Genomic DNA, 15,685 nt, shown 5'->3' on the forward strand with positions numbered 1-15,685 from the left:
TAGCGGGCGTGCATTAAGCTTGGGTTTATGATGCGGGAGTCGCCGCAACGGTCCCGGCAGTTTGGTCCGAAAGTCGAAGGCGCCGCATCGCCCCGGCCGCGTGGGGCGGCAGGCGTGACACGTCAGTGCTCGTCGTCGTCAGCGCCCTTGGCCGCGGGGCGGTGCTGGGTGGCGCCGTTCGAGCCCGCTTCGCCGCAGGGGAGTTGGTTCCAGGTGCCATCGGCGGCCTGCTGATAGGCCTGGCAGCCGGACGAGGTGGTGGTCGTGGATTTGTCGTCGGCCTTCTGCCGCTCGGTACTCTTGCCCAGCGCGGGCGTGGCAACGGCAGCGATGGCTGCGAGCGAGCCTGCGAAAACCAGCTTTGCGATCCGCATGTCGGTTCCTCCTTCTCGAAGCGAAAACATATCCAGAAAACAAATCTGGCGATTTTTGGCCACGGCGAAGGGCCTGCGACGAATTGCTTAATGCTGGCGGAACGAGCCGGCATGCCGGTTAACACTTGTGCGCGGCGGCTCACCGCGCCCGCGCCGCAGGACGCTGTTGCCGCACCGTGCTAGGATCGCCCCATGACCCACCGCATACTCGTGTTCTACGGCTCCTATCGCTCGGATCGCATGGGCATCCGGCTGGCACATTTCGTCGTCGACGGCCTTCGTGCCCGCGGCAACGATGTCGAGTTGATCGATGCCAAGGAGGTCGGCCTGCCGATGCTCGACCGGATGTACAAGGAACATCCCAAGGGGCAGGCGCCGGCCGTGCTCGAAACGCTCGCCGGAAAAAATCCGCGACGCCGACGGCTTCCTGTTCGTCACCGGCGAATACAATTGGGGCATTCAGCCCGGGCTCAAGAACCTGACCGACCATTTCCTCGAGGAATGGTTCTGGCGTCCCGCGGCGATCGCAAGCTATTCGGCCGGGCGGTTCGCCGGCGTGCGTGCCGCGACCGCCTGGCACGGTACGCTGTCCGAGATGGGCATGGTGGTGGTATCGAGCACGATCGGTGCGGGGCCGATCGCGCAGACGCTATCGGCCGAGGGCAAGCCGATCGGCGAGGGCGGCAAGGCGCTCGAACGCGCCTTTCCGCGCTTTGCCGAGGATTTTTCCTGGTGGATCGAAGCCGCCAAGGCACAGCGGGCGCGCAAGGCGCCGCCCTACTGAGCGCAGGTCTGCCAATCCCGGGAGTTTCGCGATCATGAGCCTCTTCACATCGCCGTTCGATCCCGCACGCGAGACAGCCCTGGTCACCGGCGCGGGCAACGGCATCGGCCGCGCCATTGCGCAGGCCCTGGTCGGCGAAGGTGTGCGGACGGTGTTTGCCGATCTGTATGAGGACAGGGTTCTGGCGGCGATCAAGGCCGCGCCGCGTCCCGAACTCGCGGTCGCGTGGGCCGGCGATCTCGCGCAGCACGCGGCGTGCGACGCCCTGTTGGCGCATGCGCAAGCCTCGCTCGGGCAGGTGACCCATTTCGTCCACAGTGCTTCGCCGCCGCGCCGCGAAGCCGATCATGCGATGGCCGTCGATCAAGAGATCTGGCGGCAGATGCATGCGGTCAATCTCGATGCCGGCTTTCATTTGTCGCGCGAACTGGCGCGCAGGCTGATCGCGGCGAAGACGCCGGGCTCGTTCCTGCTGCTCACCTCGCTGCATGCCGGCACGCCGCGCAACCTGCCGCATTACTCGACCACGAAGGCCGGCATGGCGATGCTGGTGAAGGAGCTTGCCAAGAGCTGGGGCCGCTATGGCATCCGCGTCAATGCGCTGGTGCCCGGCGCGATCGCGGCCGGCGGCTTCGTCGCCGATCCCGCGCTGGCAAAGCACATTCCGCTCGGGCGGCTTGGCCAGGCGGACGATCTGGCGCCGATGGCGCTTGCCGTGCTCTCGCACAAGCTCTCGGGTTACGTCACCGGGGCGTCGATCGTGGTCGACGGCGGCCTGTCGCTGACCAACTGGTTCGCGCCGCCGGAGCTCGATTGAGGATTCTTGTCTGACGCGTTTTCTTCACGCGAACCGGTGCCCATCCCGCATCAAGTGTGGGACAGGCTTCGCTCGAAAACGCTTTCTATTCCTTCGTCCTGATGTAACCCGCAAGCCGCGTCTTCTGGTCCTGGCACCAGGTCGTCATGCTGCCGGCGCGGCGCTGATCGAGGTCGGTGGTCTGGGTCGCGATCGCGACCTCCGTCATCAGGTCGTCGGCCTGCTTCTCGCCCATCTTGCCGCCGGTATGCATGAAGGCGATCGCCTTGCGCACCTTCTCGGTGGTGCCGTCGGGCAGATGCATGTCCTGCGCCCGCTGCACGAGGTCCTGATAAACCAGATCGGTGCCGGGGCACTCGACCTTGGCGGCAAAGGCCTGCAGCACCATCGTGACATAGGCCGCGCGCGGATCGGCATGGGCAGGGGTTGCTGCGACAATCAGGCCGCCGATCAGCAGGGCGTAACGCATGAATTTCCTCCGGAGGTTTTGGACGTTTTTTGTGAGGCTAGCGTCCAAGGGAACCGAGTGCAACCGCCAGGACACACTCACGGAAAGAACCGATCAAACGGACGTGTTCCAACCTGCGCTGCCACGATTTGAGCACGATTTCGGCAGCATGTGGCACAAGTTGACGCAGGGGAGAATGATCGTGTCAAAGTTGGGGCTTGCTGCGGTGCTGGTGGGATCGCTTGCGCTTGGCGGCTGCATGCAGGCGACGCTGTCGCCGGCGACGGATGTCGCGATGACGTCGCGCGATCGGCAATTGCTGGCGCATCCGCCCTATGCGGATGCCAAGATCCCGCAGCAGTTCCAGCGGCACATTGTCGAGTACACCCGTCGGGAGCAGCCGGGCTCGATCCTGGTCGATACCGACGCGCGCTACCTCTATTACGTGCTGCCCGGCGGCAAGGCGATCCGTTACGGCGTCGCCGTCGGCGAGGAGGCGATGGCCTTCTCCGGCGTCGCCACCGTCGGCCGCCTGGCCGAATGGCCGGATTGGGTTCCGACCCAGGATATCCAGGAGCGGCTCGGGCCGTATCCGAAGCGTGTCGCCGGTGGACCGGCCAATCCGCTCGGCGCCCGCGGCATCTACCTCTACCAGGGCAACAAGGACACGCTGTATCGCATCCATGGCACCAACCAGCCCGAATATATCGGGCAGGCGATCTCGTCGGGCTGCATTCGCATGACCAATGGCGACGTGATCGACCTTTATCAGCGGGTCAAGCCGGGCGCGACCGTGGTCGTTCTGCCGCCGGGACAGAGCGCGTAATTCGAATACAAAGTGTATTGCGGCCGATCGCGTCATCGCGATCGGCCGCAAGCTTTTTTAAAGGTCGGTCAGGCTCAGCGCAGCGGCATCGGCGGCCGAACCACCGGGCCGCCATCATCCGCGTCAACAACCGAGGACTGCTGCTGCACCGGCCGCGGTGCCGCAACCGCCTGCGGGGCGGCGGCGGGAGCCGGCAGCGGTGCTGCTGATGCAGGCGGTGGAGGCGGCGGGATATAGGCCTGCGCCGGCCGGCGCACCGGTGGCGGCGCAACGGCGGCATGCGGCGCCGCCTGCGGCGTGACCGCGGCGCGCGGGCGCGGCGGAGCGACCGGCCGCGGCTCGACGGCCCTGGTCTCGGTCGTCTTCGCGACGCGCTGTGCCAACTGATCCTGGCCGGCCTTGAGCTGATCGATGCTGGTCTTCAACTGCTCGATCTGCTGTCCCATCGACGCGAGATCGCGCGCCATCGATTGCAGCAATTGCGTCTGGTCGGGTGCCGCTGCGGCTGGTGCCGCCGCGGTAGCGGGCGCAACCGGCGCTCCTGCGGCAGCCGGTGCCGCGGCAGGGGCGGGCGCCGGCGCGGCCGTGGCGGGCACGGCCGTGGCGACGTCCTGTGGCGGAGTGGCCGGTGCAGCTTCAGCTGCCGCCTGATCGGTTGTCGCCGCCGGTGCTGGCGGCGCACTCACCTGATCCGAGGCGGAGGCTGCCTTGCCTGGGATCAGCGAAGTCAGTGCAGCGATCTGAGGCGCCCACTCGGCGGCGATCTGCTTGGCGCGATCGCCGTAGTGCTGCCACGCCGCGGTGCCCATGGCGCCAGCGATCGCGAAGCAGAACCAGAAGGCGCGGATCGCCCATTTGCTGGTGGGGCGCGGCGCGCGGTCCAATCTGATGTCGTCCAGTCGGCCGTCATGGCTTGGCGCGCTATAGGCCGGCTCGGCCGCCACTGACATTGGCGTGACCGGCGGCACCGAGGCGACGGCCGCGACCGGGGGTGTGGACGAAGGCGCGAGGCTCGAGCCGAAATAGGGCTCGCGCTGCCCCGGCGCTGTCCTTCCGGCAGGCGCGGCGGCGTTGTCCGGGCGTACCGGAGCGAAGCTCGGTTCGATCGCGAAAATATCGTGTGGATCTGCGTCTTTCAGTGTCGATTGCATGGCGGTCCCCGTTTCATTCCAAGGTCAACCGCAAATGGGCGGCCGGCAAATTTACGCTCTGTATTGACCCCTGACCCTGTCCCCACGACTCCAGCCCGGTTTGACCAAAGCAAGGCGAGAGGGTGGAGAGGTTGGGGAGTTTGGGGAACCGAAACCCGGGGGCGAGGGGGCGTGGCCATCCACGGCCCGAGTGCGGCGCTTCAAGCCGGTATTTCCGGGTGAAGCGTCCGGGTTGTGTGGCGCATCCACCACATCCGAGGGGAAATCGCATCGCGTGCGGCAGGTCTGACCGCGCTCCGCCACCGTTCCGCCCCGATTGGATTCGGCTGATAGGCCGTTGGATTTTCGGCTTGGGCTGGGGGCGCAAGTTGGGGGTGCAACATGTCACGCGACGATGCAGTCAACTCGTACGTCGGCGTCAAATGCAGCGCGCATGGTGCTGCGGCCCCGATCCTGTTTGCGCATGCCCGAAAGCCGCTCCGGCTGCTCGCCGTGATGATCGGCGCGGCGTCGCTCGCGGCGTGCGCGCAGTCCTCCGTTGTCAGCCAGCGCTCACAGGCGCTAGCGAGCCGGCCTGCGTCGATCGAGCCGACGCGGGCTGCGTCATCTGCGACACGCACACGTGTCGCCACGGCGCGCAAGCATACGCCGTATGCCTCGCGCAGGACCGGCCACACCAAGATTGCGTCGCAGGGCGTCGCGAGCTTCTACAGCGAGGAGCAGCCGACCGCGAGCGGCGAGAAGTTCGACGGGCGCGAGTTGACCGCCGCGCATCCGACATTGCCATTCGGCACCAAGCTGCGCGTGACCGACGTCAAGAGCGGTCGTTCGGTCACCGTGCGCGTCAATGACCGCGGACCCTACGTCCCCGGGCGCATCGTCGACGTCTCGCATTCTGCGGCGCAATCGCTCGGCATGATCGGCAAGGGCATCACGAATGTCAGGCTCGACGTGGTGCAGTAAATAGCGTGGCGCAAGCCAGGTTCGGGATTTTTGCCAGCTCGATCGGGAAAAAGTCCCGGCGTTGCGCGCGCTTTAATCCTGTTGTCCGAATGACGGCGGCAAATAGAATTGTTGCCGCTACTTCCCCGCGCTCTCCATTTCCAGGCGCGTGGATTTCTACCCAATGAACCTTCCCCGCCTTGGTGTCCCTCCAGGGCGGGGTTTTTCTTGTGGCCGCCATGCGCGCCGCATGCGTCGACAGGGCGAGCCGGCGCCATAACCTCCGTCCTGCTTTGGAGTGCGGCCATGCCAAACAACAATCAAGAAACTGACGGCTTCGCACGCTCGATGACGGCAGAGGCACGCACCGGATCGAGGTCGGCCTCGATGCGCCGCGCGAGGGCACCGCGACGATGACCGGCAACAAGCTGCATTCGAGTACCAGCCCGACCTGATGCGCGTGGTCGCGAGCGGTACCTGGCGCGACCTCCGCACGTTCGTGACGACCTGGACCTTCGTGGAATCGGCGTTTCGCGACACCGTGACCTGCACCTTCGAGGGGCCGCAGATGCGATTCGCGCGCAGCGTCAACTCATTGGCGCTGGATATGCCGACCTTGATGGGAAAATAGGCGCGACCGAACGTTGCGCGCTGGCGGATCCTGCGCCGGTGGTTCCACCAAATTGTCACAGTCCCAGCGAAATCCGGCCCAAAGCCGCTGCCAACAAACGCCGGATGGACCAAGTCGGCGAGGGACAAGCGTTGGCCTACAAGATGATCGCAGAACGCGAGAACGAAACGGTCAGGATCGAGCGCGAGAGCACCTTCATCATCATCGCCAAGGCCAAGGTCTGGGCGAGCGAAGGGTGGCAGGTGGTGATCACCGACAAGGACGGGAAATCATACCCGCCCGAGGAGTTCGACAAGCTGCTCGCGGCTTGACGCCAAAGCGCGATGAGTTCGGGTTGAAGCTTCATCGCGCTTTAGCTCTTCAGTTAGAGCATGATCTCCTCGGAAAACCGCTTCGCACTTTTCCGGATCATGCTTTAGCGTTGCGCTGACACCAGCAGCATCATCGGCCGTTCGAGCTCGTCGGCCAGTTCGGGCATCGCCTTGACCTGCTCCCGCGTCGGGCAGAACTCCTCGACATGGCGCAGCGTGAAGCCGGCGCCGATCAACGCGTTGAGCGTGGTGCCGATGGTGCGGTGATATTTCAGCACGCCCTTCACATACCAGTCGGTCCGGCGTTCGCCTTCGATGAAGTAGCGGTTGACCGGCCAGGTCTTGCGGCCGTCTTCGTCCTGCCCCCAATCCGGATGGGCCGCCGCCATGTAGACCGGATGCTCGACGGTGAAGACCAGATGCCCCTCCGGGACCAGCGCGCGATACAGCATGCGCGCCAGGCGATCGAAATCCCTGATGTAGTGGAAGGCGAGGGCGGAGTAGGCGAGATCGAAGGTCGATTTCGGCAGCTCCAGCGTCTCGAGGTCGGCGATCTCGTAGGTGATGGCCGCATCCTGCGTCATGGCGGTGGCGCGGCCGATCATGTTCTGCGAGAGGTCAATGCCGAGCACGTCGGAGGCGCCCTGCTCGCGCATCCAGCGCGATACCCAGCCGAAGCCGCAGCCGAGATCGACCACGCGCTTGCCCGCGACATCGGGCAGCATGGCGCGGATCGCCGGCCATTCGGGCGCGCCGAGCAGTCCGCGGACCTGCCGCGGCAGCTGGCTGTAGCCGGCGAAGAAGCCGGGATCGTCGTAGATGTTCTGCGCCATGGCTCTCTCTGTAGCCGCCGCCGCGCCGGGTGGGAACCGCTGATTGTGGCGCGCCCGGCGCGCTGCTGGAACCAGACGCGGCGCTCAGTGGTTTCTGATGTCAGCAGTCGACAGCCGAGGAGAGCGCCATGTTAGCCGAGATGCAAATCCACACCATCGCGCGGCAGATGCTGTTGAAGCACGGTCCGGAGGCGATCGCCCAGGCCGCGCAGAACGCCGTTGCTTGCGAGAGCAAGGGCGAGACCGACGACGCGCGCGACTGGCGCCATATCGAGGACGCGCTGAAGATGATGCGCGGACCGCATCAGAGCTGACGGCGGGCGGGGCAGCGACCCCGCCGTCGCGCAACAACACTGGGACCGCGCGAGGCGAGCGCGGTCGCCGCAGATCTAACCGACGGACGCTAGCCCGCCCTGCGCCACCGCGGCACGGGATCGAGCGGCGTGCGGTAGAGCTCGCGCCGGTCGATGTCGGTGACGCGCACCGCGCAGCCGCGCGCCTTCAGCTCCGGCTTGACCTGCGACAGCTCGTTGGCGAGCTGGTCGGCGCGGTCGGAGGCGAGGCTGATGTCTTCGAGGATGATGGTTCCTTGATTGCGGAACTCGTCCCCCACCACGAGATCGAAGGTGTAGTACGGCATTCCGAAGTCTCCGTTTCGGTTTGCATCACAGGGTAACACTGAGTCGAGCATTCCCTAAGATGCGTGGCGCACAATCAACGTGCGATCGGCGCAAAAACGATGTGCAGCGCATCAAGCACGACGAACGAACAAGCCACGCCGCACGGCGAAGGAGTCCTTTGAACCAGCTCACCGCCATGCCGTTAAGATTTGATTAAAACAGTCGTCGCAAGCTCAGGACCAAGTGGAATCGCAGCGGAACCGGACTCCGGGAACCGGCAGCTGCAGGAGAAGGCCGGTGGCGTAACGCCCGCCGGCCTTTTCTCGCTGTGGATGCCGCGAAGCTAGTCGCGCAGTGCGGCTTGCCGCCGGGCGCGGCATTTCGGGCCTGGTCCGCGCATGTAGTACAATTCGGGGCGATAGGGATTGATGACGCCATCGATCAGCGCGACGCAGCGCGCGATGAGGCGGGCGAGGCGGCGTCGCAACGGCTGCAGGGCAAGTTCCATCGCATTCATGGCATGCCCTCAGTGCAGCTCGCCGAGGATGGCGGTGAACGGCAGCTCGAAGATCTCGGTTCCGATGTCGTCGGTGACGTGGACTGCCCAGTTGCGCCAGTCCTCCACGCTCGGTGTCATGACAAAGCTGCGCGCCAATTGCTCCGCATACACGCGCGCCTCCGCCAGATCCATCGCGGCGCCGGTGCGATCCAGGATGACGTGCTTGTCGTCGGAGCAGTGAAAGAAAACTGCGGACATTCTTCCGATTCCCATGCCGAAGCGATTCTCGCGCGTTGCAATAGCAGCGCGCGCGGGCACGGAGAATCCGGGTGATCCCCCATCGGTAAACTACGGGGAATCCAGACGATTTGAATCACGCGGCCGTGATCAGCCCGACGTCAGAAGATCGGCTCGCCGATCGCAACCTCGCTGCGCGGGCCGAGCACGATCACCTCGCCGCTGGCGTCCTTGGCGCCGAGGATCAGGAGTTCCGAGGTGAAACCCGCGATGTTCTTCGGCCCGAGATTGCAGATGCACACGACCAGCGCGCCGACCAGCGCCGCCGGCTCGTAATTCGTGATCTGCGCGCTCGACCACATGATTCGCCGGGCGCCGACATCGACGCCGACCTTGTAGGACGGATTGCGGGCGGGGAAACGGCTGCACCTCGACGACCTCGCCGATCCGGATATCGAGGCGGGCGAAGTCGTCGTAGCTGGCCTGCGGCTTGAGCGGGGACATCAGCGCTCCTGGAACGCAAGGCGGACACCGAGCGCGATATAGATCGTGCCGACCACGCGGCCCTGCCACTGCCCGATGCGGCGATGCCGACTGATCCACGGGCTGATCTGGCCGGCGGCGAGCGCCAGCAGCGAGGTGTAGACCGCGCTCATCACGACGAAGATCAGGCCGAGGGTCGCGAACTGCGCCACCGCCGAGCCGTGGCCGGGGTGCACGAACTGCGGCAGGAAGGCGAGGAAGAACAGCGCGGTCTTCGGATTGAGCATTTCCGCCCAGATCGCCTGCCGGAACGCACGCCGCGGATCGACCGGCTGCGCCGCCGGCAAATCCAGCTCGTCGTTCTTCTCGAACAGGGCGCGGACGCCGAGCACGATCAGGTAGATCACGCCGGCATATTTCACGACCGAGAACGCCAGCGCCGAGGTCATCAGCACGGCCGAGAGGCCGAATGTCGCCATCGCGGTGTGGACGAGATCGCCGAGGGCGATCCCGAACCCGGTCGCGACGCCGACGCGCGCTCCGCCGGTGACCGAACGCGCGAGCACCAGCAGCACCGCCGGCCCGGGGATCAGGAACAGGCCGAGCACGACGGCGGCGTAGGTGAGGAGGGTGGTGATGTCGATCATGAAGACCTGTCCCGGATGTCAGGATGCGGCGATGGTAACCGCCGCGAAGCGCGGCTTCGGATCAAGCATCACGCCGGCGCTTTCGACAATGCGCATTTCCTCGGTTCCGCTCTGCGCCGTGCGCTCCAGCACGCCGTGGATGCCTGACGCAGCGTGGCTGAGCGCATCCGGCGTCGCAAGGCCGCGCGCGCGGGCGGCGACGAACAGCGCGGCGAACAGGTCTCCGGTGCCGGACGGGCTGATCGGAACCCGCGGCGTGCGCACGCGCCAGGCGCAAGTCTTGTCGGATTGAGTGCGCTCGATCGCCAGCGTCTCGATCTCGCTGTGCGGCGTGCCGGCCAGCTCGGCGCTGGTGATGACGACGGTCGCAGGTCCCCGCGCCATCAGCGCGCTCGCCTGCGCGACGACGTCATCGATCGTCGTCACGCGCGCGCCGCAGAGGAATTCGAACTCGAAATGGTTGGGCGTGATGATGTCGGCGAGCGGGCAGAGCTGGTCGCGCACCAGCGGCGGAATGTCCGATCGCACGAACATGCCGCGGTCGCGGTCGCCGAGCACGGGATCGCAGCAATAGAGCAGGGCCGGGTTCGCCGCCTTCGCGCGCTCGACGAAGTCGGCAACGTCCATCGCGATGTCGGCCGAGCCGAGATAGCCCGACAGGATCAGCCGCGCGGCCTCGACCGCGCCGCGCTCCTCGATGCCGCGCAGCAGGTCGGCGACCAGCTGCACGTCGAGCACCCGGCCGCGGATGGTCGGATAGCCCGGCCGATTGCTGAGCAGCGTGGTCGGCACGGCGACGACATCGATGCCGTGCAGCTGGATCGGAAAGCTGGCGGCGCTGTTGCCGACATGGCCCCAGGCGACCTGTGACTGGATCGAGATGACGGTCATCTTGTGCGCATCACCCGAACAGTGCGGCGTAGATGACGTAGAGCCAGCCCAGGATACCGTGGATGATGGCCCACAGGATCGAATGGTTCTTGGTGTAGGAGATCGCGATCGCCAGCGCCGAGCCGAACCCCACGCCGTATTTCGCGCCCTCGACGCGGACGCCATAATATCGATTGCCGTTCATGGGGAATCCTTCCAGCGGGAGGGCGTGAGCGTGGAGACAGCGTAACCTGCCAGTTGCCGTCAGTTCAACGGCGGATTGGGATTCCGCGGCATTGCTAAGCTCGATCATTCCTGGGCAAAGCCCTCGCCTTTACTGCCGGCATGACGGTGATGGAGTCGGCGCGCGCATCTTTCTCCATTCGCCGGGACGACATCGAACGTGTGGTGCGCTGCGAGTCATACATCCGCATTCTCGCGACATGTTTTGTCTGATCGCACCCATGGGCCGCGAGCAAAGGGCAGTAAGCGGAATATTTTCTTATTCTGATATCGACAGGTTTTGCTGAGTTGCCCGTGGGGCTGTTTTGTCGCAGGCGGCGCAGCCGGGTTTGATTTGCGGGTTCGCGTCGGGACCTCGTCTGTCACGCTGCGATCAACCGATCGTGTCGGATCGACGTGGAAGAAGATGCGTGGGTGGACTGTCCTGCATCCAAACGCTTGCCTCATGGCGTCGGAATAAGACGGCAGAGCGATCGATCATGATGTGAGCGCGAACCGATCGGCGGGCGGCGAACAATGCGCCGGCGCGCCGAATCCAACAGGAGCAACTGATGTCAGGGATCAAACAGATTGCGGCCGCGCTGACCGCGCTCGCCATGCTGACGGCGTCGGCCATGGCACACGAAGTGCCGGCGGCGGGCCCATCCGCGCTCGTGAAGAGCCATGCCGCCGCCGGCCGCTGGAGCGGCGGTCCGCCGCGCATGGCGGTCCCGCATTTCGGCGAGTCCGAGGCGCTGCCTCGCGACCAGCCCGGCGGCGTCTGCGATCACGGCGACAATGCCATGATCTGCTGAGCCGGATCGTGCATGGCGGTGATCTCCGGCGAAAGTTGCGCTAGCCTTGCTGGGTCGTCTCCCTCCAGCTCGCGAGCGCCGCCGCCATGCACATCCTCCGTCCCCAGTTTCGCATTGAGCAAGACCGCGCGCTCGCCTTTGCGGCGGCGCGCGGCTTCGGCGCCATCGTCGCCGCCGATGCACGCGGCCCGCGCGCGTCCCACGTGCCGTTCGTGATCGAGCGGCGCGACGATCGCGTGATCGTGCAGATCCATCTCACCGCGAAGAATCCGCTGGTCGAGCTCGCCGACGGTGTCAGGCGCTTCCTCCTGATCGTCTCCGGCGATGACGCCTACATCTCGAACGACTGGTATGTCTCACCCGACAACGTCTCGACCTGGCTCTACGAGGCGGTGCATTTGTCCGACGTCGCGCATCTGCGCGATCACGGCGAGAACCGCGGCCATGGCGACGCGCTGCTCGCGGTCTCCGAGGCGCGGCTGCAAAAGCAACCCTGGGACCTGACGCAGATGGAGCCCAGCAAGCGCGAAGCGATGCTGGCGGGGATCAGGGTGATCGACATCGTCGTCGACGAGATCGAGGGCCAGTCAAAGCTGAACCAGCACAAGAGCGATGCGGATTATGTCGCGCTGGTCAATCGCCTCGCGCGCGCGGAGGAGACGGCAAGCCAAAGGCTGGCGGAGAAGATGCGCGCGCTGCGGCCGGAGCTTGAATACGACATTGGACCGTGCGGAAGGCGGGTCAGCTCCGTGTAACCCGGCGCTGTCTCTACGCGACAGAGGGCGGATTACGCTTGCGCTAATCCGCGCCATAGAGCCGATCGGCATCGAATCCGCAAACGTGTTGTTAAGAATCGCTCCGCGCTGATTTGTTCGATTCCGATTCGTTCTTTGCGAACAAAATGGAGTCGAATGGGGAACATGTGGTGTGTGATCCATGTAGCCCGCACGAGCGAAGCGGTATGCGGGCCTGATCACGTACTCTTGGAGCGGTCCCGGATGTCGCTTCGCTCATCCGGGCTACGCAGTCATGTGGTGGAGAGCGCCAGGAAGCTCACGACCTCGCTGTTGAATCGATCCGGCTGCTCGATATTGAGGATGTGAACGCCGGGCAGCAGGACAAGCTTGGCATCGGTGATTGTCGCGGCGATATCAGCGCTGTGGCTGGCCCGCGTGACCGTGTCGCTCTCGCCGCCGATGACGAGGGTCGGCGCCGCAATCAGCGAGATGGCGCGGCGGAGATCGACGTCGCGCAGTGCGGCGTAACATCCGGCGAGACCGCGCGGCGGCGTGGTCAGCACCATGTTGCGGAATTCGTCGACGACCTCGTTCGGCGCGGCCAGCATCGTCGCCGGAAACCAGTTGCGCATGAAGCCGTCTGCGATTCCATTCATGTCCTTGGCCGCAAGCACCGCGCGGATCTGTTCGTCGAACGGCAGTTCGGACGCCAGATAGGACGAGGTGTTCGAGAGGATCAGGCGGTCGATGCGGTCAGGCGCGAAGATGCCGAGCCATTGCCCGACGAAGCCGCCGAGCGACAGACCGAGGAAATGTGCGCGATCGATGCCGAGGGCGTCGAGCAGTTCGACCACGTCGCGGCCGAGCCGGTCGATCGAGTAGGCGCCCACCGGTGCGTCCGAACCGCCGTGACCGCGGGTGTCGTAGCGGAGCACCCGAAACGACCGGCTGAGGGCCGGCATCGAACGATCCCACATGTGCAGGTTGGTGGCGATCGAGTTCGACAGCGCGAGCACCGGCCGATCGTCGTCGGGACCGTCGATGCGGTACGCAATCCGGCAGCCATCCGCCGTGGTGAAGTGTCGATCGCCGCTCATCTCGTCAGTCCCTTGTGCTGGTGGAAGCCGGCAGGCTTCGCGTCGACCCAGGCTAGGACTCGCGCCTTCGAAGAAAAATTACTAAGATTGATCAATCTCTGTAGGTTTTATGGACAATGGATCGGATCAAGCTGCACGATTTGCGCTGCTTTGACGCTGTCGCGACCGAGGGAAGCTTTCAGGCCGCCGGCACGGCGCTGAACCGGTCGCACCCGTCGGTGTTTGCGGCTGTCGCCCGGCTCGAGCAGCAACTCGGCCTTACGCTGTTCGATCGCAGCGGATACCGTATCGGGCTGACGGACGCCGGCCGGACGTTTCACGCACGCGCGCAGGTGACGCTGCGCGAGCTCGATCTGCTGCGGGGCTATGCGGAGCAGCTTGCAGGCGGAGAAGAAGTCGTCCTGCGCATCGTCATCGGCGACCTGTGTCCGCGGCCGCCGGTGCTGCAGATGCTCTCGGCGTTCTTTGCCCGCTATCCCAACACGCGCCTGCACCTGGAATATGAGGCGGTCGGCGGACCGCTCGAGCGCCTGATCGATGATAACGCCGATCTGGTGTTTCATCGCGCGGAGCCGTCCGATCCGCGCTTCGAACAGATCAGGCTCTCGCGCACGACCATGGTGCCGGTCGTCGCTCCCGGCTTTCTGCCGTTTGCGTGGACGAAGAAAGTCACGCCGGAGCAGATGCGCCCCTTCGCGCAGTGCGTCATCCGCGACACGGCGCGGCGAGCGTCGCCGGAAAACTTCTTCCTGATCGAAGGTGCGCATCAGTGTAGCGTGCCGGACCAGATGATGAAGAAGGAGCTGATCCTGCATCGTCTTGCCTGGGGCCATCTGCCCGCATGGCTGATCGAGGACGAGCTGCGGGACGGCGGGCTGATCAGCATCGCCGGACCGAATTTTCCGGGCCGCGAGGAAAATCTTGCGGCAGTCCGTCATCGCCAGCATTCGCACGGACCGGTCGCCGAAGCGCTCTGGCTTCACCTCAAAGGCTGGCGGCTCGCTCAGCGTGCAGGGCGGGCGACCCGACCGGTCCGCGCGAAGCGCGGCCGATAATGGGCGCGGAGTAACCCGACGCGGTGATGTCGTCGGTGGATGTCCGATTACGCTTGCGCTCATCCGCCGTACGAAGCGCCGCGGCATCGAATCGCGCAAACCTCTTGTTAAGTATCGTTTTGCGTCGATTTTTCGATTCCGATTCGTTCCTCGCGAACAAACTGGAGTCGGATCGGGAACGTGGCCGTGGTGCGACTCATCGATCGATCAGTGATGCGGGAGAACGCAGTGTGCCTGAGATGCGCCGCGGTGTTGCACGCCGAGAGCAATAATCCCATCATGATACAACATCGATTGTTCGGATGCGGTCGATGTATGTGCGTTGTTAACATCTGGATCGCGCCGATTTTCCTGATTCCGATTCGTTCTGCGCGAACAAACTGGAGTCGGATCGCGAACGCGATCGTTGTGCGGCCCACGGGAGCAAGGTGCAGTTTATGCCATAGCTTGCGCGACGATGCGGAGAGTTCGGCGCCGATCGCGCGAGGTTGCGAGGAACTATCGTGGAAATTGTAGTGAATCGTTGCCACGCGGCAACATCAAGGAACTATTTCAGGTAGCAATTCATCACGCCGCAATTATGTGACTGAATATTTCATCCCCAAGCGTTAGCGTGCAGTGGGGCCGATTTGTGGAGACCGCGGATGGATGCACCGCGAACTCGTTCGGCCTTGATTCCATCAACGATGTCAACCGAAGCCTCCGTAGGATCCAACCGACAGCACGCATGTTCCGCTCCGACGGAGCGATACTGGCAGACGCGAGTTCGTCCCTTCTTATTGGGGACCGCGGCGTCGCTCGTTTCCGGCAACGTCGCGGTCGCCGCGGACCGAATCCATCTGGGCTTCGACGGCTATCGCTCCGCGACCAACGACTATTGCATCAATGCGAGCAGCGTGCAGGGCGATCCGCAGACTGGATTCATGTGGCGCTTCAGCAAGAGCGGAACGCTTACCGGAGGACCTACCTTCCTCGATCTGCGAACGGACACTGCAACCGAGGTGTTTCCGCCATCGTTCGACGATCATGAGAAGTTCAGGGCCTGGGGCAGCGTCCTAGGACCTCTGATCGGCGAAAAATCCATATCAAACGATGTCAATGCGTTCCGTGACCAGGTCTGTTCGATATCGCCGCCGCCGCCGCCACCGCCACCAGGGCCGCCGGGGCCACCTCCGCCTCCACCTCCACCCACTCCGGTTCCACCGTCACCGCCGCCACCGCCTCCGCCGGGGCCACCGCCGCCACCACCACCACCGGCGCCGCCACCACCTCCGCCGCCATCGCCA

The 15,685-nt window shown here is 64.9% G+C and carries 22 protein-coding genes and 1 pseudogene; 10 read left to right on the forward strand and 13 right to left on the reverse strand.

The genetic code is table 11. From position 1 onward, the window contains the following. Positions 1 to 122: 122 nt before the first annotated feature. Positions 123 to 374 (reverse strand): hypothetical protein, encoded by a 252-nt coding sequence (locus ACVMIH_RS05065; protein ID WP_057019943.1) that lies wholly within the window; start codon positions 372 to 374, stop codon positions 123 to 125. A 192-nt stretch (positions 375 to 566) separates the two neighbouring features. Between ACVMIH_RS05065 and ACVMIH_RS05070 the strand changes: the two are divergent. Together ACVMIH_RS05070 and ACVMIH_RS05075 are read left to right on the forward strand one after the other, a co-directional pair. After that, a pseudogene (locus tag ACVMIH_RS05070) lies at positions 567 to 1,158 on the forward strand (NADPH-dependent FMN reductase). A 34-nt stretch (positions 1,159 to 1,192) separates the two neighbouring features. Further along, complete coding sequence (locus tag ACVMIH_RS05075; RefSeq protein WP_141340489.1) at positions 1,193 to 1,975, forward strand: SDR family NAD(P)-dependent oxidoreductase; 783 nt, start codon at positions 1,193 to 1,195, stop codon at positions 1,973 to 1,975. 85 nt (positions 1,976 to 2,060) lie between these two features. On the opposite strand, the gene ACVMIH_RS05080 is transcribed toward ACVMIH_RS05075, so the two are convergent. Beyond that, positions 2,061 to 2,444: a hypothetical protein gene (locus tag ACVMIH_RS05080; RefSeq protein WP_016843931.1), complete on the reverse strand. Its 384-nt coding sequence runs from the start codon at positions 2,442 to 2,444 to the stop codon at positions 2,061 to 2,063. A 175-nt stretch (positions 2,445 to 2,619) separates the two neighbouring features. On the opposite strand from ACVMIH_RS05080, the gene ACVMIH_RS05085 reads away from it, so the two are divergent. After that, on the forward strand, positions 2,620 to 3,249 hold the full coding sequence (locus tag ACVMIH_RS05085) for a L,D-transpeptidase (protein ID WP_016843930.1): 630 nt from the start codon (positions 2,620 to 2,622) through the stop codon (positions 3,247 to 3,249). A gap of 74 nt (positions 3,250 to 3,323) precedes the next feature. Here the strand turns inward: ACVMIH_RS05085 and ACVMIH_RS05090 are convergent, their stop codons facing one another. Next, the gene (locus ACVMIH_RS05090) at positions 3,324 to 4,400 is read right to left on the reverse strand and encodes a hypothetical protein (protein WP_310884733.1); all 1,077 of its coding nucleotides are present in this window, start codon (positions 4,398 to 4,400) and stop codon (positions 3,324 to 3,326) included. A gap of 381 nt (positions 4,401 to 4,781) precedes the next feature. Between ACVMIH_RS05090 and ACVMIH_RS05095 the strand changes: the two genes are divergently transcribed. From ACVMIH_RS05095 to ACVMIH_RS05105, 3 genes are all read left to right on the forward strand, one after another. Continuing rightward, positions 4,782 to 5,363: a septal ring lytic transglycosylase RlpA family protein gene (locus tag ACVMIH_RS05095; RefSeq protein WP_141343298.1), complete on the forward strand. Its 582-nt coding sequence runs from the start codon at positions 4,782 to 4,784 to the stop codon at positions 5,361 to 5,363. A 433-nt stretch (positions 5,364 to 5,796) separates the two neighbouring features. Next, the gene (locus ACVMIH_RS05100; RefSeq protein ID WP_456814343.1) at positions 5,797 to 5,973 is read left to right on the forward strand and encodes a hypothetical protein; all 177 of its coding nucleotides are present in this window, start codon (positions 5,797 to 5,799) and stop codon (positions 5,971 to 5,973) included. A 104-nt stretch (positions 5,974 to 6,077) separates the two neighbouring features. Further along, positions 6,078 to 6,284: a hypothetical protein gene (locus ACVMIH_RS05105; RefSeq protein WP_057019948.1), complete on the forward strand. Its 207-nt coding sequence runs from the start codon at positions 6,078 to 6,080 to the stop codon at positions 6,282 to 6,284. A 104-nt stretch (positions 6,285 to 6,388) separates the two neighbouring features. Here the strand turns inward: ACVMIH_RS05105 and ACVMIH_RS05110 are convergent, their stop codons facing one another. Further along, positions 6,389 to 7,117 carry a class I SAM-dependent methyltransferase gene (locus ACVMIH_RS05110; protein WP_456814344.1) on the reverse strand — a complete coding sequence of 243 codons (729 nt, stop codon included), beginning with the start codon at positions 7,115 to 7,117 and terminating at the stop codon, positions 6,389 to 6,391. Positions 7,118 to 7,245: 128 nt separating this feature from the next. Here ACVMIH_RS05110 and ACVMIH_RS05115 point away from each other — a divergent pair, with 128 nt between their 5' ends. Further along, entirely contained in the window at positions 7,246 to 7,431 is a 186-nt protein-coding gene (locus ACVMIH_RS05115; protein WP_016840754.1) for a hypothetical protein, read from the forward strand. A gap of 89 nt (positions 7,432 to 7,520) precedes the next feature. Here ACVMIH_RS05115 and ACVMIH_RS05120 read toward each other — a convergent pair whose 3' ends face one another. The 7 genes from ACVMIH_RS05120 to ACVMIH_RS05150 all read right to left on the reverse strand — a co-directional run bounded on the left by ACVMIH_RS05120 (position 7,521) and on the right by ACVMIH_RS05150 (position 10,678). Beyond that, positions 7,521 to 7,757 carry a hypothetical protein gene (locus ACVMIH_RS05120; protein ID WP_016840755.1) on the reverse strand — a complete coding sequence of 79 codons (237 nt, stop codon included), beginning with the start codon at positions 7,755 to 7,757 and terminating at the stop codon, positions 7,521 to 7,523. A 323-nt stretch (positions 7,758 to 8,080) separates the two neighbouring features. Continuing rightward, the gene (locus ACVMIH_RS05125) at positions 8,081 to 8,254 is read right to left on the reverse strand and encodes a hypothetical protein (protein WP_229193178.1); all 174 of its coding nucleotides are present in this window, start codon (positions 8,252 to 8,254) and stop codon (positions 8,081 to 8,083) included. Positions 8,255 to 8,263: 9 nt separating this feature from the next. Continuing rightward, positions 8,264 to 8,494, reverse strand: coding sequence for a DUF6894 family protein (locus tag ACVMIH_RS05130; RefSeq protein WP_028332292.1), 231 nt, complete (start codon positions 8,492 to 8,494; stop codon positions 8,264 to 8,266). Between the two features lie 140 nt (positions 8,495 to 8,634). After that, complete coding sequence (locus ACVMIH_RS05135) at positions 8,635 to 8,928, reverse strand: tRNA-binding protein (protein ID WP_456866383.1); 294 nt, start codon at positions 8,926 to 8,928, stop codon at positions 8,635 to 8,637. A gap of 48 nt (positions 8,929 to 8,976) precedes the next feature. After that, the gene (locus tag ACVMIH_RS05140) at positions 8,977 to 9,603 is read right to left on the reverse strand and encodes a LysE family translocator (protein ID WP_076832123.1); all 627 of its coding nucleotides are present in this window, start codon (positions 9,601 to 9,603) and stop codon (positions 8,977 to 8,979) included. Positions 9,604 to 9,621: 18 nt separating this feature from the next. Next, a complete protein-coding gene (gene pdxY / locus ACVMIH_RS05145; RefSeq protein ID WP_456860905.1) occupies positions 9,622 to 10,494 on the reverse strand; it encodes a pyridoxal kinase PdxY in 873 nt (290 codons plus the stop codon). A 10-nt stretch (positions 10,495 to 10,504) separates the two neighbouring features. Continuing rightward, positions 10,505 to 10,678: a hypothetical protein gene (locus tag ACVMIH_RS05150; protein ID WP_016840760.1), complete on the reverse strand. Its 174-nt coding sequence runs from the start codon at positions 10,676 to 10,678 to the stop codon at positions 10,505 to 10,507. Between the two features lie 589 nt (positions 10,679 to 11,267). Here ACVMIH_RS05150 and ACVMIH_RS05155 point away from each other — a divergent pair. After that, positions 11,268 to 11,510: a hypothetical protein gene (locus ACVMIH_RS05155; protein WP_057019953.1), complete on the forward strand. Its 243-nt coding sequence runs from the start codon at positions 11,268 to 11,270 to the stop codon at positions 11,508 to 11,510. Positions 11,511 to 11,596: 86 nt separating this feature from the next. Further along, entirely contained in the window at positions 11,597 to 12,265 is a 669-nt protein-coding gene (locus ACVMIH_RS05160; protein WP_456860907.1) for an FMN-binding negative transcriptional regulator, read from the forward strand. A 272-nt stretch (positions 12,266 to 12,537) separates the two neighbouring features. Here ACVMIH_RS05160 and ACVMIH_RS05165 read toward each other — a convergent pair whose 3' ends face one another. Then, complete coding sequence (locus ACVMIH_RS05165) at positions 12,538 to 13,344, reverse strand: alpha/beta fold hydrolase (RefSeq protein WP_456860909.1); 807 nt, start codon at positions 13,342 to 13,344, stop codon at positions 12,538 to 12,540. A 116-nt stretch (positions 13,345 to 13,460) separates the two neighbouring features. Here ACVMIH_RS05165 and ACVMIH_RS05170 point away from each other — a divergent pair, with 116 nt between their 5' ends. After that, positions 13,461 to 14,399, forward strand: a complete 939-nt coding sequence (locus tag ACVMIH_RS05170) for a LysR family transcriptional regulator (RefSeq protein WP_456860911.1) — start codon at positions 13,461 to 13,463, stop codon at positions 14,397 to 14,399. 1,095 nt (positions 14,400 to 15,494) lie between these two features. Here the strand turns inward: ACVMIH_RS05170 and ACVMIH_RS05175 are convergent. Continuing rightward, entirely contained in the window at positions 15,495 to 15,680 is a 186-nt protein-coding gene (locus ACVMIH_RS05175) for a hypothetical protein (protein ID WP_456860912.1), read from the reverse strand. Between the last annotated feature and the right edge of the window lie 5 nt (positions 15,681 to 15,685).

The sequence above is a fragment of the Bradyrhizobium sp. USDA 4503 genome, assembly GCF_054055815.1.

Bases quoted from the DNA above. Each gene is read 5' to 3' on its own strand.
- ACVMIH_RS05065 (WP_057019943.1), bottom strand. From the start codon at position 374: ATGCGGATCGCAAAGCTGGTTTTCGCAGGCTCGCTCGCAGCCATCGCT.
- ACVMIH_RS05075 (WP_141340489.1), top strand. From the start codon at position 1,193: ATGAGCCTCTTCACATCGCCGTTCGATCCCGCACGCGAGACAGCCCTG.
- ACVMIH_RS05080 (WP_016843931.1), bottom strand. From the start codon at position 2,444: ATGCGTTACGCCCTGCTGATCGGCGGCCTGATTGTCGCAGCAACCCCT.
- ACVMIH_RS05085 (WP_016843930.1), top strand. From the start codon at position 2,620: ATGATCGTGTCAAAGTTGGGGCTTGCTGCGGTGCTGGTGGGATCGCTT.
- ACVMIH_RS05090 (WP_310884733.1), bottom strand. From the start codon at position 4,400: ATGCAATCGACACTGAAAGACGCAGATCCACACGATATTTTCGCGATC.
- ACVMIH_RS05095 (WP_141343298.1), top strand. From the start codon at position 4,782: ATGTCACGCGACGATGCAGTCAACTCGTACGTCGGCGTCAAATGCAGC.
- ACVMIH_RS05100 (WP_456814343.1), top strand. From the start codon at position 5,797: ATGCGCGTGGTCGCGAGCGGTACCTGGCGCGACCTCCGCACGTTCGTG.
- ACVMIH_RS05105 (WP_057019948.1), top strand. From the start codon at position 6,078: ATGGACCAAGTCGGCGAGGGACAAGCGTTGGCCTACAAGATGATCGCA.
- ACVMIH_RS05110 (WP_456814344.1), bottom strand. From the start codon at position 7,117: ATGGCGCAGAACATCTACGACGATCCCGGCTTCTTCGCCGGCTACAGC.
- ACVMIH_RS05115 (WP_016840754.1), top strand. From the start codon at position 7,246: ATGTTAGCCGAGATGCAAATCCACACCATCGCGCGGCAGATGCTGTTG.
- ACVMIH_RS05120 (WP_016840755.1), bottom strand. From the start codon at position 7,757: ATGCCGTACTACACCTTCGATCTCGTGGTGGGGGACGAGTTCCGCAAT.
- ACVMIH_RS05125 (WP_229193178.1), bottom strand. From the start codon at position 8,254: ATGAATGCGATGGAACTTGCCCTGCAGCCGTTGCGACGCCGCCTCGCC.
- ACVMIH_RS05130 (WP_028332292.1), bottom strand. From the start codon at position 8,494: ATGTCCGCAGTTTTCTTTCACTGCTCCGACGACAAGCACGTCATCCTG.
- ACVMIH_RS05140 (WP_076832123.1), bottom strand. From the start codon at position 9,603: ATGATCGACATCACCACCCTCCTCACCTACGCCGCCGTCGTGCTCGGC.
- pdxY (WP_456860905.1), bottom strand. From the start codon at position 10,494: ATGACCGTCATCTCGATCCAGTCACAGGTCGCCTGGGGCCATGTCGGC.
- ACVMIH_RS05150 (WP_016840760.1), bottom strand. From the start codon at position 10,678: ATGAACGGCAATCGATATTATGGCGTCCGCGTCGAGGGCGCGAAATAC.
- ACVMIH_RS05155 (WP_057019953.1), top strand. From the start codon at position 11,268: ATGTCAGGGATCAAACAGATTGCGGCCGCGCTGACCGCGCTCGCCATG.
- ACVMIH_RS05160 (WP_456860907.1), top strand. From the start codon at position 11,597: ATGCACATCCTCCGTCCCCAGTTTCGCATTGAGCAAGACCGCGCGCTC.
- ACVMIH_RS05165 (WP_456860909.1), bottom strand. From the start codon at position 13,344: ATGAGCGGCGATCGACACTTCACCACGGCGGATGGCTGCCGGATTGCG.
- ACVMIH_RS05170 (WP_456860911.1), top strand. From the start codon at position 13,461: ATGGATCGGATCAAGCTGCACGATTTGCGCTGCTTTGACGCTGTCGCG.
- ACVMIH_RS05175 (WP_456860912.1), bottom strand. From the start codon at position 15,680: ATGGCGGCGGAGGTGGTGGCGGCGCCGGTGGTGGTGGTGGCGGCGGTG.